The sequence below is a fragment of the Bradyrhizobium sp. SZCCHNS1022 genome (genome assembly GCF_032484835.1).
Taxonomy (GTDB): Bacteria; Pseudomonadota; Alphaproteobacteria; order Rhizobiales; family Xanthobacteraceae; genus Bradyrhizobium.
In genome coordinates this window covers 365,001-380,049 of sequence record NZ_JAUETT010000007.1, presented here as the reverse complement: position 1 = coordinate 380,049, position 15,049 = coordinate 365,001, and the positions used below count along the sequence as shown (strand labels likewise).

The window sequence follows — 15,049 nt, the reverse complement described above, 5'->3', positions numbered from 1 at the left end:
CGCATGGGGATCTCCCGCGTGAGCAAATGGTCATCGGTGCTGCTGGCGTTGCTTGGCTGCGTGGCTTTGCCACTCGCGGCAGCCGCGACAGATGATTCCGCGCCGGCCGCCGCGTCCGGCAAGATGCTGTACGAAGCGCGCTGCGCCGGTTGCCACGATCGCGCCAGCGACCGCACGCCGTCGCGCGACATCCTGGCGCACAATCCCCCCACCTTCATCCTCAACGCTATGCGCGCAGTAATGGCGCCGATGGCTGCCGGCCTGTCCGAAGACGAAATGAAGGCGATCGCGCTCTTTCTTAGCACCGCTGCGCCGCAACCCGGCGATCCTAACCCGTACGCGATCTGGGGGCCGTCATCGGCCGAGATGCCGCTCGACGGCCCGCAATGCGGCGGCCGGCCACCACCGATCGATCTTTCAGACCGGAAGTGGAACGGCTGGAGCCCGCGGCCGGACAACGCCCGCTATCAGCCTGATCCGGGGTTCACTGTCGCCGACGTGCCGCGGCTCAGGGTCAAATGGGCCTTCCACTATGCCGGCTCGAAGAACGGCCAGGCCACCGTGATCGGCAATCGACTCTATGTCACCAGCATGTCGGGCGCGGTGTACGCGCTCGATGCGCGCTCTGGCTGCGTCTACTGGCGCTTCGACTCGCTGGCAGCGACCCGCTCCAGCGTCTCGATCGGTCCGATCGCGAACAGACCGGGCCATCGCTACGCGCTCTACTTCTCCGACTGGACCAAGAGCGCGGTCGCGATCGACGCCGAAACCGGCGAGCCTCTGTGGCGCACGAAAGTCGATGACAGTTCCGGGCTCCAAATGACGGGATCGCCGACGCTGTACAACGGCGTGCTGCTAGTGCCGATTTCGACCGGCAACGAGGCCTTCGCCCGCAATGATGACTATGACTGCTGCAAGTTCATCGGCTCGCTAGTCGCGCTTGATGCGAACAGCGGTGAAATTCTCTGGAAAACCTACACGACGAACAAGAAGCCAGCGCCATATCGAATGAATACCAAGGGCAAGCCATTGTGGGGCCCGTCGGGCGGTTCAATCTGGAGTGCCCCGACGATCGATCCGGCACGGGACCTGATCTACGTCGCCACCTCCAACTCGCACACCGACGCCTTCCATGACGGCGCCGATTCCGTAATCGCGATGGATTTCAAGACTGGCGCGATCCGCTGGAAGAACCAGCTCCTGAAGGACGACAACTACATCATCGGCTGCCCGGCCGCCGCCAATTGTCCTCATCCGGTTGGACCGGATTTCGCACTGGGTGACTCCGTCATCCTCCATACGTTTAAGGACGGAAGGCAGATGCTAATCGCGGGTCAGAAATCGGGCGATGTCTATGCGCTTGATCCCGATGCCGATGGCAAGATCATCTGGCGCCATCGCCTGAGCAGCGGTAGCGCCCTTGGCGGCGTTGAGTTTGGCTCGGCGGCGGACGACGACAATGTCTATGTCGGCATTTCCGACGTAGCGAACTTCCGCGACCCCAAGCCCGGGTTAACCGCGATCCGCATCGCCGACGGCAAGATTCTTTGGAACACACCTGCGCCCAAAACGTCCTGCCGCTGGACCAACATCTACTGTTCCGGTGCCATCTCCATGGCGGTCACAGTCATCCCCGGCGCGGTGTTCGCTGCCTCAATGGACGGGCACTTCCGCGCCTATGCAACGGCAAATGGCAACGTCATCTGGGACTTTAACACGGCGGCCGAAGCTATAAACGATGTGCTGGACAAGCCCGCCTATGGCGGCGTGATGGATGGTGCGGGACCAACGATCGTAAACGGCATAGTCTACGTCCACTCGGGCTATGCCGGACGATCAACCGCGAACATCTATGACCTCAAGGGCAAGGAAGGCAACTTGCTGATCGCCTTTTCGGTCGATGGCAGATAGCGCGCGGAGGCAGCGAGGAGCGTCATCGCGTAGGACATAGTCCGTTGTCGGAGCCAAACGCTCTGAACTACAAGCTGGGGTACGCCATGGACAAGCTAGTCCTGATTTTTGGTTTGCTGTGCTATCTGACGATGGGTGCGGTCGTGCGGCGCCACTTCGCATCGGCGACGACGCCGCCCGTGACCCGTCTCAGCATCATAGCGTCTTATGGCGGTATTGCCGCATTCGTCTACCTGACGCTGCGGGACCCGCATGCGGTCGCGGCGCGGGTGGCCGCGCTCGCGATCTTCGCGACCAGCTTGACGCTATTCCTGTGGGCGGCCAAAACAACTCGATCGGAGCGGCTGAGACTGGCGTTCGACCCCGGTTCACCCGGCTCTGTCGTGCGAACCGGCCCTTATCGCTACATCCGGCATCCCTTCTATACGTCCTATATCCTTTTTTGGTTTGGGTGCATGATCGCAACTTTGCACCCTGTTATGCTTCTTTTTCTGGTTGCGTTCAGCGCAATGAACGTGACCGCTGCCTATCGCGAGGAGCGCTCGTTCGAAACTTCCCCGCTCACCGAAGAGTATGCGAAGTATCGCAAGACCGCCGGAATGCTTTGGCCAAAGCTCGGAACGGCGGAGCCGCAATTGTGATGGACCACTTCGCCAGTAACACGCGGTACGATCGCGCAGCCGATCTCCCATTCCATTGATCGCCATCAACCATCTTGTGTGGCCACAGTCTCTTGTCGCTCGCTTCCGGTCGATCAGCGTGACGTCGAACACCTAGTAGACGTCCTCCTGACATTTGAAGGGCGATCGGAAAACAGCGCACCTAGTGTCCTGATCGAATAGTTTGTGCGATTCTGTTCACCTCTGATTTGGATGGAGGCGGATCGATGGGCAAGCTTGCGGCGGCATCAAGCTGAGCGCGGAGGAACGGAGTGAGTTGGAGGGTCTGTCGCGGCGACGGCGCACGGGTCAGGGCTTGGCGCAGCGGGCGAGGATCGTGCTTTTGGCGGCCGAGGGGCTGGAGAACAAGGCCATCGCCCATCGCACTGGCGCCGTGGAGAATACGGTTGGCAAATGGCGGCGGCGCTTTGCCGAAAAGCGTGTGGATGGACTTCTTGACGAGGCGCGCTCGGGCCGGCCGCGCGAGATCGGGGATGACGAGATCGCCGAGACGGTCCGGCAGACCTTGGAGGCGACGCCCAGAGGCTCCACGCATTGGAGCCTGCGCGCGATGGCCGAGGGCCGTCGACCATGCGCCCTCGACCATCCATCGCATCTGGAAAGCCTTCGGCCTTCAGCCGCACCGCACGGAGAGCTTCAGGCTGTCGAGCGATCCCCTGTTCGTCGAGAAGGTGCGGAATGGGCTATAAAAAATGGTTGCAGGGGCAATCTTTAGTCTAGATTTCCACGGCCAACAAGTGTCGGTCTCGGTCAAAACCTGCCCGGGTTTTGACTGAACTCTGGTTCGGCGGGTGCAGCTAAGACCGCCCTGGGCTCTGGCCATTCAAGCCGGCACGACCGCAAATACCGCCCCGATAGTTAGACCGGGACGGTGAGCGAGTCATGACAGAAGTGGTTGCGGGGATAGGATTTGAACCTATGACCTTCAGGTTATGAGCCTGACGAGCTACCGGGCTGCTCCACCCCGCGATAAACCGAAGCGCGCTTGCCAACAAACCGAAGAGACAAATGATCCTGGCTAACGCTCCTCGCGCGCCAGTCATCCGTCTATTAAGGCTTCCTGAGAAGGCTTAGGCCCCGACGGCCGGGTCGGCTGTGGGGCGCGGCCGGTATGTACCAACGCCGGACCGGTTTGGAAAGGGGCTTGGCGCAAGTTTTTTTCCAGATTTGTGACACTCGGGGACGGCTGGGGCCAAGATCGAATTCTGATGATACGTCAATAGGATACGACCGGCACAGGCCTCCGGCACGGATCGGCTTGAAGCGCATGCCTCAGCACCGCGCCTGGCTGAACCCGCCATTGCCTGGCCACGCCCTTCCCCTCCCCTTGCCAACGGTTCCGCAAAGCGCGAGCTTTCGGCGCAAACGACGGTCGCGCAGGCCGAGACGATAAACGCATCCGCAGGAAACGGTGAAGGAGACGTCCATGGACCGGTCGCTGAAAAGCCCGCCTTTATCCGCGCTGGACGACACTTTCCACGCCATGGTCGAGGCATCGCGGAGCGCGCCACCGCCCGCTTTGCCGGCGCGACTGTCGCGGCTGAAGAGGCTGCGCAAGCTGCTCGCCGATAATGAGCAGCGCTTCGTCGCGGCGATCTCCGAGGATTTCGGCCATCGCTGCGCGATCGAGACCACCATTGCCGAGACGCTGTTTCTGCAGAGCGAGCTCCGGCATACCATCAAGATGCTGCCGCGCTGGATGAAGCCGCGCTGGATTGCCACCGCGCTGCAATTCTGGCCGGCCGCCAACCGGCTGATGCCACAGCCGCTCGGCGTGGTCGGCATCATTGCGCCCTGGAATTATCCGCTGCAGCTGACGCTGGCGCCGGCGATCGGCGCGATCGCCGCCGGCAACCGCGTCGTGATCAAGCCGAGCGAGCTCACTCCGCGCTTCTCGGCGCTGTTGAAGGAGCTGATTGCCGCCGATTTCGAGCCGGCGGAACTGACCGTCACCGGCATCGAGGATGGCGTCGCGGAAGCCTTCGCACGCCTGCCGTTCGATCACCTCGTCTTCACCGGCTCGACCCGGGTGGGCCGCATCGTCGCGGAAGCCGCCGGAAGGAATCTTACGCCGGTCACGCTCGAGCTCGGCGGCAAGTCACCGACCATCGTCGATCGCTCCGCAAATCTCGACGAAGCCGCGCAACGCATCGCCTATGCAAAGCTGCTCAATGCCGGGCAGACCTGCATCGCGCCGGACTATGTGTTCGTGCCGGAGGCCTCGCTGGCTGAGTTTGCCGGCAAGGTACATGGGCACATGCAGGCGATGTTCGGCACCGATCCCGCCAATAAGGACTACACCGCGATCATCTCCGAGCGCCATTACAGCCGGCTCGAGAGCCTCGCCAATGACGCTGTGGCGAAAGGCGCGAAACTGTTGCAGCCGGCAGCTGCCGGCGATCCCGCCTGGAAAGGCTTGCGTAAATTCCCGCCGACCGTGGTCGTCGGCGCGACGCCAGAGATGGCGATCATGCAGGAGGAAATCTTCGGGCCGCTGCTGCCGGTCCTGATTTACCGCGAGCCGAAGGAGGCCGTCTCCTACATCAACGCGCATGACCGGCCGCTCGCGCTCTATTGGTTCGGCACCGATGACGCCGCGCGTGACGAGGTGCTCTCGCGCACGGTCTCCGGCGGCGTCACCATCAACGACTGCCTCCTGCATTTCGCGCAAATCAACCAGCCGATGGGCGGGGTCGGCGCCTCAGGCACCGGCTGCTATCACGGCCAATGGGGCTTCGACACTTTCAGCAAGCTGAAACCGGTGTTCTACCGGTCGCCGCTCAACCGCATGGCCGATCTCTATCCGCCCTATGGCGCCAAGATCGCGCGGATCGAAAAACTGCTGCGTTGGCTGAGCTGAGGAAACCCATTCATCGTTCCGAGGAACGCGAAGTCCGAACTCGGGATCTCGAATGCACGACGTCGTCATTGCGAGCGAAGCGAAGCAATCCAGTCTTGCCGAGAAAGCTGGATTGCTTCGTCGCTTTCAGCTCCTCGCAATGACGACGGAAGCAACACAAGAAAACTGGTACACCTAGGGAGAAATACGTGGCGAACGAGGTCGATTTCATCGTGGTCGGCGCCGGTAGCGGCGGCGCCACCGTGGCCGGGCGGCTGTCGGAGGATTCCGGAACGTCCGTTGCGCTCCTTGACGCCGGCGGGCGTTGCGACAATTGGATCGTCACCACGCCTTATATGCTGTTCCTGATGGTGGCGGGTCCCGTCAACAATTGGGGATTCACCACGCTGCCGCAGAAGGGCCTGAACGGCCGCACCGGCTATCAGCCGCGCGGACGCGGGCTCGGCGGCTCTTCCGCCATCAACGCCATGGTCTATATCCGTGGACATCGCGCCGATTACGACCATTGGGCCGCGCTCGGCAACACCGGCTGGTCGTTCGCCGACGTGCGGCCCTATTTCAAGCGTGCCGAGAACAACGCCGATTTCGACGGCGACTATCACGGGACGACCGGACCGTTGCATGTCAGCCGGCTGCGCACGGACAATCCCGTGCATGAGATTTTCCTGCAGGGGGCGCGGGAAGCGCAGTTTCCGATCCGCGACGATTTCAATGCCGAGCATCAGGAGGGACTCGGCCTCTACCAGGTCACCCAGCACAATGGTGAGCGCTGGAGCGCGGCGCGCGCCTATGTGCAGCCGCATCTGGGCAAGCGCAGCAATCTGCGCGTCGAGACGAGCGCGCGCGCGACACTGATCCTGTTCGACGGCAAGCGCGCGGTCGGGGTGAAGTATCGGCAAGGCAAGGAGGTGAAGGAAATCCGCTGCAGGCGGGAGGTGATCCTGGCCTCCGGCGCCTTCCAGACGCCGCAACTGTTGATGCTATCGGGCGTCGGCGATGCCGCCGAGCTGTCACGGCTCGGCATCGCGAGCGTGCACGATCTGCCCGGGGTCGGTAAGAACCTGCAGGACCACCCCGATTTCATCTTCGCCTACACCTCCGACAATCCGAACTTCTCCTCGCTGTCGCCGAAAGGGCTCGCGCGGCTGATCCGAGGCATCGGACAATATCGGCGCGAACGCCGCGGGATGATGACGTCGAACTTCGCCGAGTGTGGCGGTTTCCTGAAGACGCGGCCGGACCTCGACGTCCCGGACATCCAGCTGCATTTCGGCATGGCCGTCACCGAGGATCACGGCCGCAAGCGGCACGGCAACGGCTTCTCCTGCCATGTCTGCCTGTTGCGGCCGAAGAGCCGCGGCACGGTGACGCTGAAGAACGCCGATCCGCTCGCGGCCCCCCTCATCGATCCGAACTTCCTCGGTGAAGACGAGGATCTCGCGACCATGGTCGCCGGCTACAAGACGACACGCCGTCTGATGGAAACCCCGGCGATGCGCGGGTTGCAGACGCGCGATCTGTTCACCGCCGACGTGAAAACGGACGATGACATCAGAGCCATCCTGCGCGCCCGCGTCGACACGGTCTATCACCCGGTCGGCACCTGCAAGATGGGCGTGAACGATCCACTCGCCGTCGTCGACCCCACACTCAAGGTGCGGGGCATGTCAGGATTGCGCGTGGTCGATGCCTCGATCATGCCGACGCTGATCGGCGGCAACACCAACGCGCCAACCATCATGATCGGGGAGAAAGCGGCCGATATGATCAGAGGCGAGATGCGGTGAGCGATAAAGCTGCGACTGCGCCGTCATGGCCGGGCTTGACGGAGAGCTTTGAATCAGCGGCGCACTACGTCAGCAAGAACCCGCCATCGACGGTGACGACGCTGCCGGTCATGTAGCGTGAGGCGGGGGAGGCGAGCAGCATGATGGCGCCGTCGAGATCGCTTTCGTGGCCGACGCGCCGCTGTGGGATGCGCTTGATCAGCTTCTCGCCCGCCGGCGTATTCCAGATGTCGTGGTTGATCTCGGTGTCGATATAGCCGGGCGCCAGCGCGTTGACGCGGATGTCGTTGGCGGCCAGCTCCAGAGCGAGCGCCTTGGTCGCCTGGATCACGGCCGCCTTGGAGATCGCATAAGGCGAGACGAACTTCACCACGCTCGAGCCAAGCACGGAGGCGATGTTGATGATGTTGCCGCCCGACTGCCGCGCGATCATGCGGCGCGCGATCTCGGTGGCGGCGAAATAGGCGCCTTTCAGATTGGCGCCGATCACGGCATCCCAATCGGCCTCGCTCTGCTCGATCGCGAGCTTCTCCACCGCGATGCCGGCATTGTTGATCAGCACCGTGACCGGGCCGAGCGTGGCTTCCGCCGCATCGATCGCTTGCGCAATCGACGCCGTGCTGGTGACGTCCATCTGCACCGCCGCAGCGCGGCCGCCCTTCGCCTTGATCTCGTCCTCGAGCGCTTTCAGCTTGGACGTCTGCCGGGCCGCGAGCGCCACGGCCGCGCCATGCGCCGACAAGACCCGCGCGAATTGCCGGCCAAGGCCCTGGCTCGCGCCGGTGATGAGGATCACTTCCCGGCTGACATCGAACAGATCGGACATGGGCGACCTTGCGTTTCCTTTATGTGTTGGCGCGGATTGATACAGACGATTTGAAGGCGCGCAAAGGCGAATTGTTTACGCACGCCGCGTACAACCCAGGCGGATCAGCCATGAACAGCTTCGACCTCGCCGTTTACGTCGCACTTGTGATTGCCGTCTATAACGGCTTCAGCACCGGGCTGTTGCGCAGCGCCGTCAACATCCTCGCTTATCTCCTGGCCATGCCGCTCGCTGCGGCGGCGACCGCAAGCCTCGGGCCAATTCTGCAGGCCCAGCCGGTCTCGCCCTTCCTGCAGAATTGGGTGCTGTTCTTCGCCGCCTTCCTCCTGATCGGGATGGCCTTCGGCCAACTCGCGCGCATGCTCCTGGACGAGGCGATCGGGCCGGAGGCCGGATTCGGCGACCGGCTCGGCGGGGCGGCGCTCGGCGCGGTGCGCGTCGGCATGGTCGCAACCACCCTGGTGCTGGTATTCGATCAGCTGGTGCCGGCCGAACGCCAGCCAGGTTTTCTCACCGGCTCGCAGCTGCGGCCGCTGTTCTCGCTGGCGGCACAGCGCGGTTTCCGCTCGCTGCCTCCGGAAGCCGCCGCGGCGATCGAGCGCCTGAAGCAGCAACAGCGCATCTGATGCCGCGTTGCGGCACGGCATCGGCGTGCGAGGCGAGGCCTGCAATGAGGCATGCAATTCGGCAGGGGCCGTTTGCGCTTATCAGCGCCGCCTGCCTTGGCTAGAATGCCAGCTTCTTTCAAGCCTCAACTGATATCGTGGAGTGATCAATCGTGGATCTCGGGATCAAGGGCCGCCGGGCCATCGTCTGTGCTTCCAGCAAGGGACTGGGCCGCGCCTGTGCCTTCGCGCTCGCCAATGAGGGCGTCGATGTGACGATCACTGCCCGCGGCGCCGAGGCGCTGGCCAAGACGGCATCCGAGATCCGCGCCGCCTCGCCCGGCATCACCGTGACCGAGGTGGTCGGCGACATCACCACGCTGGAGGGGCGTGCGGCCGTGCTGAAGGCCTGCCCGGAGCCGGATATCCTGGTCAACAATGCCGGCGGTCCGCCGCCCGGTGATTTCCGCAACTGGACCCGCGACGACTGGATCAAGGCGCTCGACGCCAACATGCTGACCCCGATCGAGCTGATCAAGGCGACGGTCGACGGCATGATGGCGCGCAAGTTCGGCCGCATCGTCAACATCACTTCGGCCGCGGTGAAGGCGCCGATCGATATTCTCGGCCTGTCCAACGGCGCCCGCGCCGGCCTCACCGGCTTCGTCGCAGGCCTGTCGCGCAAAACCGTGATCAACAACGTCACCATCAATGCGCTGCTGCCGGGGCCGTTCGAGACCGACCGCCTGATCGGCACCGCGAAGGCCGAATCCGAAAAACGCGGGATCCCGCCGGAGCAGATCCTCGCCGATCGCGCCAAGACCAATCCGGCGGGCCGCTTCGGCAATCCGGAAGAGTTCGGCCTTTTCTGCGCCTTCCTGTGCGGGGCCAAGGCCGGCTACATCACCGGGCAGAACATCCTGCTCGATGGCGGCGCTTTCCCGGGCACGCTGTAACGGGACGCGCGAGCGGCGCGACGATCACGACCGCTTGGTGATCTCGTCCTCGTCGCGCTCGCTCGGACTGGCGGAGTCAGCAGTCGTGCGCTCCTCGGTCCAATCGACGCCGAACGCTGCGAGCCCCTCGGCGAGCAGATCGCCGAGCATCGGCTCGCCGAGCAGATAGCGCGCGGTGTGACGATCGCGCTGTCCGGCCGCCTCGGCCCGCAGATCGTCCCAATCCTCGATATCGCCGTCGCCGCGGCCAAGCCGCATCAAGGCGACGAGATCGGTCTGCTCGTCCTCGGTGAGCGCATTGATGAAGCCGGTGATCTCCCGTACCACCGGATCGTCGGGGGTATCCTCGAGCACGTCGACCATGTCGTCATCGGCGGCATTCGATCCCGATTCCGGATCGCTCGCGTCCTCCTTGACGTCAAACTCCCGCGCCTTCTCGATCAGGAACGCGACCTTCTCGGGCGATATGGTCAGCTCTGGCATCTCGCTCTCCTCTTCGCCGATAACGCCGGCTTTCGAAAGATGATCCATTGCACGGGCCAGCATAAGCCCGCATCGTCGCGGTTCAACGACAAGATGAGATCGGGGAGGAGATCATGCAATGGACGGTCGGGCGGGTGCGGATCACCAAGCTGGTGGAGCTGGAGACGATCGGCCACACCCGCTTCATCCTGCCGCAGGCGACGCCTGAGGAAATCGCGAAACTGCCCTGGCTGATCCCACATTTCGCCAATCCCGAAGGCAGGCTGAAGCTCTCGATCCATGCACTGGTGCTGGAAACTCCGACCGACCGCATCCTGGTCGATACCGGGCTCGGCAACGATAAGCAGGACCGCAGCGTGCCGGCCTGGAACAACCGCAGCACGCCGTTCCTGGAGACGATGGACGCCGCAGGCTTTCCCCCAGAGAGCATCGACATGGTGGTCTGCACGCATCTGCATGTCGATCACGTCGGCTGGAATACGCGGCTCGCTGACGGCAAATGGGTGCCGACCTTCGCCAACGCGCGCTACGTGTTCGGCCGCACCGAATATGAGCATTGGCGCGACCATAGCGAAAGGCCGGAGCAGATCGCCGTCTTCGAGGATTCGGTGCAGCCGGTCATGGAAGCCGGCCGGGCGGAGCTCGTCGCCAGCGACGCCCGGCTCACCGACGAAATCAGCCTCATTCCGACCCCGGGCCACAGCCCGGGCCATATGAGCCTGCATATCCGCTCCGCCGGCGAACAGGGGCTGCTGACCGGCGACGTCGCCCATCACCCCTGCCAGATGGCCCATCTGGACTGGTCGTCCACGGCGGATTCGGACCCCGCGCAAGCGGCAGAGACCCGGCGCGCGCTGTTCGGCCGCGTCGCCGACCAGGACGTGCTGGTGATCGGCGGCCATTTCGATGCCGGGCACATCAGGCGGGATCACAGCGCCTTCCGCTTCGAGGCGCTGGCCTGATCCTCGGGTCGGCGCGGGATGCGGAAACGCCGGGCAGCCAGGGCCAGCCATGCGCGGCTGCGATTGAATTTCATGTCCTCTTGCTCCATGACAATGCCCTCTGGAATACCAGAGACGGTCTAGGGAGAGAAACCAGATGAAGCTTGTGCGTTACGGCGACAAGGGCGCGGAAAAGCCGGGCCTGATCGACACATCCGGCCAGCTGCGCGACCTGTCGGCGCATGTCAGGGACCTCGACGGCGCCGCCTATGCGCCGGAATCCCTCAAGAAGCTCGCGGCGATCGATCCCGCCTCCCTGCCCGCCGTCTCCGGCAATCCGCGGCTCGGCGCACCCGTGACCGGCATTTCGAAATTTGTCGCCATCGGCCTGAACTACTCCGACCATGCCAAGGAGACCAATAATCCGATTCCGGCTGAGCCGATCTTCTTCCTGAAGGCCAACACGGCGCTGTGCGGCCCGAATGACGCTGTCGAGAAGCCGCGCGGCTCGACCAAGCTCGACTGGGAGGTCGAGATTGCAGTCATCATCGGCACCCGCGCCAAATACGTCTCTGAGGCCGATGCTCTCAATCATGTCGCCGGCTATTGCATCTGCAACGACGTCTCCGAGCGCAATTTCCAGATCGAGCGGCTCGGACAATGGACCAAGGGCAAGTCGCATGACACCTTCGGCCCGGTCGGCCCCTGGCTGGTCACCAAGGACGAGATTGCGAACGTGCAGAACCTCTCGATGTGGCTCGACGTCAACGGCCAGCGCCGCCAGACCGGGACCACGGCGACCATGATCTTCTCGATCGCCAAGTGCATCTCCTATGTTTCGCAATTCATGACGCTCCTGCCGGGTGACATCGTCACCACGGGGACGCCGCCGGGCGTCGGCATGGGCATGAAGCCGCCGACCTTCCTCAATGTTGGCGACGTCGTCACGCTCGGCATCGAAGGGCTGGGCGAGCAGCGCCAGGTGATCATCGAGGCCTAAGCCGACGCCGTCATTGCGAGCGAAGCGAAGCAATCCAGAACTGTCACCGCGGAAAGACCCAGGATTGCTTCGTCGCTGACGCTCCTCGCAATGACAACGTTCTGCTCGCGTCAGTAAGGGGCACCATCATGAAACTCACCTTCTCTCCCGCTTCACCCTTCGCGCGCAAGGTGCGCATCGCCGCGATCGAGCTCGGGCTGATCGATCAGATCGAGTTCGTGCCGGCGGCGGTCACGCCGGGCCAGCCGAACGACGAATATTCTCGACTGACGCCGCTGAAGAAGCTCCCGGTCCTGATCCTCGATAATGGCGATGTGATCCTGGATTCCTACGTGATCGTCGAATATCTCGACGAGCTCGCGGGCGGCGGCAAGCTGATCCCCGCATCCGGCCCTTCGCGCTGGAAGGTGAAGACAGAGCATTCGATGCTGCAGGGCATGCTCGATTCCATGCTGCTGTGCCGTTACGAGGCGCTGGTGCGCCCGGAGGCGTTGCGCTGGAAGGCCTGGAGCGATGATCACTGGAACCGGGCCTGGACCGGCATGGCGCGCTTTGCGCAGCAGGCGGATCTGTTGTCACGTCCCTTCGACGTCGCAGCGATCGGGCTGGTTTGCGTGCTCGGCTATGCCGATTTCCGCTTTGCCGATTGCGGCTGGCGCAAGGCCTATCCCACGCTCGATGCGTTCTATCAGAAGATGCAGGAGCGCGAGTCCGTCAGGGTCTCGGCGCCCCCGGCGGCGTAACCGGCACGTAACAGGCGAAGGAAGCGGCTCGTGAGCGCGACATTGTCCGTCAACGATCTCACCATACAGCGTATCGTTGAGCAGGAAGTCCCATTTCTCGCAGCACACGAGATGTTTCCTGATCTTACGCCTGGCATGCTCGATGAAAGCCGCGAGAGCCTGAAACAGGCGAAGGCGATCGACGATCGCGATACGCTGATCCTCTGCTTCCAGTCCTATGTGGTGAAGACGCCGCATCACACCATCCTGATCGACAGCTGCATCGGCAACGACAAGCCGCGACCGGGGCGGCCGGCCTGGAACATGAAGACCGACGACACCTATATGCGCGCGCTCGCCGGCGCCGGCGTCTCCGTCAACGACATCGACTTCGTGATGTGCACGCATCTGCATGTCGATCACGTCGGCTGGAACACGCGGCTCGACAACGGTCGCTGGGCGCCGAGCTTTCCGAACGCTCGCTATATCTTCGGCGCGCACGAATACGACCATTGGACGGCGCAGAACGCGAAGGCCGAGGTCCCACCGTTCACGGACAGCGTGCTGCCCGTGGTCGAGGCGGCCCGCGCCGATATCGTCGGCGATGATTTCGCGATCGGCGATCACGTGCGGATCCTACCGAACCCCGGCCACACGCCGGGCCACGTCGCCATTGCCGTCGGCAAGGGCCGGGACGAGGCGCTATTCGGCGGAGACCTGATGCACTCGCCGCTGCAGCTGCGTTATCCGGAGTTGTCGCCGAAATTCGACGTCGATCCGAGACAGGCCGCAACGACGCGACGGCAATTCCTGGAGCGCTGTTGCGACAGCGGCGCATTGTGCTGCCCGGCGCATTTCCCCTCGCCCTCGATCGGCCGGATCCGTCGCAACGGCAACGGCTTCAGCTGCGAGTGGGTGTAAGCGCGCGCTCCGCGCTCACCCGAACAGGCTCGGCGTGTAATTCACGGCGGCGCCTTCGATGGCCAGCATCTTCAACTTGGTCTCGACGCCGCCATTGGCGGAGAAGCCGCCCGGCTTGTTGCCGGCCGCGAGCACCCGATGGCAGGGCACGACGATCGGGCACGGATTGCGGCCCAACGCCTGACCGACCTCGCGCGACAGCTCGACGCCGCCCAGCTTCTTGGCGATTTCCCCATAGGTCATGGTCTTGCCGGGCGGAATGGTGCGCGCGATCGCATAGACCCCGCGATGGAATGCCGGCACGCCGTCGAGATCGAGCGGGATGTCGCTGAGATCATCGGCCTCACCGGCTAACAGACGCGTGATCCGCGCGATCGCGAGGCTGACCTGCGAGCTCGGCGCGGCCTCCTCGATCTCGCCGAATCGCTGCCGCATCCGCACGCGCGTCTTCTCCGGACTGCCCATCGGCAGCTGCACGCCGTTGATGCCGCGCGGTCCCCAGGCGATCGCACAGGCGCCGACCGCGGTGTCGAACAATGCGAAATATTCATCTTGCATGGCGGGCTCCATCGTTTGCTGCCCCCTATCAACATGGACAGAATCTAGTCTTGGAGAATGTTGCGATCCACCCGGATTCTGCCAATCTTGGCCGGCCGTCCCGCCGTTTTGAGGACCACGCGACCCAGGAATCACGCCAATCGGAATGATCCCATGAACCTCTTCTCCCTCCTGCAGGCCCGCAACGCCACCGGCAAGCCGGTGCGCGTGGCGCTGATCGGCGCCGGCAAATTCGGCTCGATGTTCCTGGCGCAGGTCCCGCATGTGCCCGGCCTGGACGTGACGGCGATCGTCGATCTCGATCCGCAGCGTGCGAAGGACGCGTGCAAGACCGTGGGGTGGGACGAGGCGTTGATCGCCGCGACCGCGTTCACGTCCGATGCGGCGAAGGCGATGAGTGCGGATGTCGAGGTGGTGATCGAGGCCACCGGCAATCCAGCGGCTGGGATCCGGCATGCGCGCGCAGCGATCGCCGCCGGCAAGCATATCGTGATGGTCAACGTCGAGGCCGACGTGCTCGCCGGCCCGCTGCTGGCGCAAGAAGCGCGCAAGGCCGGCGTGGTCTATTCGCTGGCCTATGGCGACCAGCCGGCGCTGACGGCCGAGATGGTGGATTGGGCCCGCGCCACCGGCTTTCGCGTCGTGGCCGCAGGCAAGGGCACCAAGTACCTGCCGGCCTACCACGACGTGACGCCGGAAGGCGTCTGGCAGCATTACGGATTGACCGCCGCCGCGGCGCAATCCGCGGGCATGAACCCGCAGATGTTCAACTCATTCCTCGACGGCACCAAATCCGCGA

The 15,049-nt window shown here is 63.8% G+C and carries 16 protein-coding genes and 1 tRNA gene (1 of these 17 running past the window's edge); 13 read left to right on the top strand and 4 right to left on the bottom strand.

All coding sequences use genetic code 11. From position 1 onward, the window contains the following. Window positions 1-3 precede the first annotated feature (3 nt). The 3 genes from QX071_RS32040 to QX071_RS32030 all read left to right on the top strand — a co-directional run bounded on the left by QX071_RS32040 (window position 4) and on the right by QX071_RS32030 (window position 3,306). Window positions 4-1,911 (top strand): PQQ-binding-like beta-propeller repeat protein, encoded by a 1,908-nt coding sequence (locus QX071_RS32040; protein ID WP_315706364.1) that lies wholly within the window; start codon window positions 4-6, stop codon window positions 1,909-1,911. Between the two features lie 86 nt (window positions 1,912-1,997). Continuing rightward, window positions 1,998-2,552, top strand: a complete 555-nt coding sequence (locus QX071_RS32035; protein WP_315706365.1) for an isoprenylcysteine carboxylmethyltransferase family protein — start codon at window positions 1,998-2,000, stop codon at window positions 2,550-2,552. A 295-nt stretch (window positions 2,553-2,847) separates the two neighbouring features. Beyond that, a complete protein-coding gene (locus QX071_RS32030; RefSeq protein ID WP_315706366.1) occupies window positions 2,848-3,306 on the top strand; it encodes a helix-turn-helix domain-containing protein in 459 nt (152 codons plus the stop codon). A 177-nt stretch (window positions 3,307-3,483) separates the two neighbouring features. Here QX071_RS32030 and QX071_RS32025 read toward each other — a convergent pair. Next, a tRNA-Met gene (locus QX071_RS32025) sits at window positions 3,484-3,560 on the bottom strand. A gap of 457 nt (window positions 3,561-4,017) precedes the next feature. Here QX071_RS32025 and QX071_RS32020 point away from each other — a divergent pair. The 3 genes from QX071_RS32020 to QX071_RS32010 are packed head-to-tail and all read left to right on the top strand — an operon-like array spanning window position 4,018 to window position 7,238. After that, window positions 4,018-5,451 (top strand): coniferyl aldehyde dehydrogenase, encoded by a 1,434-nt coding sequence (locus QX071_RS32020; protein WP_315706376.1) that lies wholly within the window; start codon window positions 4,018-4,020, stop codon window positions 5,449-5,451. A 52-nt stretch (window positions 5,452-5,503) separates the two neighbouring features. Further along, window positions 5,504-5,629, top strand: a complete 126-nt coding sequence (locus tag QX071_RS32015; RefSeq protein WP_315706377.1) for a hypothetical protein — start codon at window positions 5,504-5,506, stop codon at window positions 5,627-5,629. A gap of 10 nt (window positions 5,630-5,639) precedes the next feature. Then, window positions 5,640-7,238 carry a GMC family oxidoreductase gene (locus tag QX071_RS32010; RefSeq protein ID WP_315706378.1) on the top strand — a complete coding sequence of 533 codons (1,599 nt, stop codon included), beginning with the start codon at window positions 5,640-5,642 and terminating at the stop codon, window positions 7,236-7,238. 64 nt (window positions 7,239-7,302) lie between these two features. Here QX071_RS32010 and QX071_RS32005 read toward each other — a convergent pair whose 3' ends face one another. Next, window positions 7,303-8,064, bottom strand: a complete 762-nt coding sequence (locus QX071_RS32005) for an SDR family oxidoreductase (RefSeq protein ID WP_315706379.1) — start codon at window positions 8,062-8,064, stop codon at window positions 7,303-7,305. Between the two features lie 110 nt (window positions 8,065-8,174). Here QX071_RS32005 and QX071_RS32000 point away from each other — a divergent pair, with 110 nt between their 5' ends. Both QX071_RS32000 and QX071_RS31995 read left to right on the top strand, forming a co-directional pair. Beyond that, window positions 8,175-8,690 carry a CvpA family protein gene (locus QX071_RS32000; RefSeq protein WP_315706380.1) on the top strand — a complete coding sequence of 172 codons (516 nt, stop codon included), beginning with the start codon at window positions 8,175-8,177 and terminating at the stop codon, window positions 8,688-8,690. 152 nt (window positions 8,691-8,842) lie between these two features. Beyond that, window positions 8,843-9,625, top strand: a complete 783-nt coding sequence (locus QX071_RS31995; protein WP_315706381.1) for an SDR family oxidoreductase — start codon at window positions 8,843-8,845, stop codon at window positions 9,623-9,625. 24 nt (window positions 9,626-9,649) lie between these two features. On the opposite strand, the gene QX071_RS31990 is transcribed toward QX071_RS31995, so the two are convergent. Continuing rightward, window positions 9,650-10,108 carry a DUF3775 domain-containing protein gene (locus QX071_RS31990; RefSeq protein ID WP_315706382.1) on the bottom strand — a complete coding sequence of 153 codons (459 nt, stop codon included), beginning with the start codon at window positions 10,106-10,108 and terminating at the stop codon, window positions 9,650-9,652. A 113-nt stretch (window positions 10,109-10,221) separates the two neighbouring features. Here QX071_RS31990 and QX071_RS31985 point away from each other — a divergent pair, with 113 nt between their 5' ends. From QX071_RS31985 to QX071_RS31970, 4 genes are all read left to right on the top strand, one after another. After that, window positions 10,222-11,070: an MBL fold metallo-hydrolase gene (locus tag QX071_RS31985; RefSeq protein ID WP_315706383.1), complete on the top strand. Its 849-nt coding sequence runs from the start codon at window positions 10,222-10,224 to the stop codon at window positions 11,068-11,070. Between the two features lie 136 nt (window positions 11,071-11,206). After that, the gene (locus QX071_RS31980; RefSeq protein WP_315706384.1) at window positions 11,207-12,049 is read left to right on the top strand and encodes a fumarylacetoacetate hydrolase family protein; all 843 of its coding nucleotides are present in this window, start codon (window positions 11,207-11,209) and stop codon (window positions 12,047-12,049) included. 128 nt (window positions 12,050-12,177) lie between these two features. Then, the gene (locus QX071_RS31975) at window positions 12,178-12,792 is read left to right on the top strand and encodes a glutathione S-transferase family protein (RefSeq protein WP_315706385.1); all 615 of its coding nucleotides are present in this window, start codon (window positions 12,178-12,180) and stop codon (window positions 12,790-12,792) included. Between the two features lie 30 nt (window positions 12,793-12,822). Continuing rightward, complete coding sequence (locus QX071_RS31970; RefSeq protein ID WP_315706386.1) at window positions 12,823-13,692, top strand: MBL fold metallo-hydrolase; 870 nt, start codon at window positions 12,823-12,825, stop codon at window positions 13,690-13,692. 15 nt (window positions 13,693-13,707) lie between these two features. Here the strand turns inward: QX071_RS31970 and QX071_RS31965 are convergent, their stop codons facing one another. Continuing rightward, a complete protein-coding gene (locus QX071_RS31965) occupies window positions 13,708-14,250 on the bottom strand; it encodes a methylated-DNA--[protein]-cysteine S-methyltransferase (protein ID WP_315706387.1) in 543 nt (180 codons plus the stop codon). Window positions 14,251-14,403: 153 nt separating this feature from the next. Here QX071_RS31965 and QX071_RS31960 point away from each other — a divergent pair, with 153 nt between their 5' ends. After that, window positions 14,404-15,049, top strand: partial view of an NAD(P)H-dependent oxidoreductase gene (locus tag QX071_RS31960; RefSeq protein WP_315706388.1) — the 5' portion only. It continues 659 nt past the right edge of the window; 646 of the gene's 1,305 nt are visible here — the first part of the coding sequence; its start codon is at window positions 14,404-14,406; its stop codon lies off the right edge, out of view.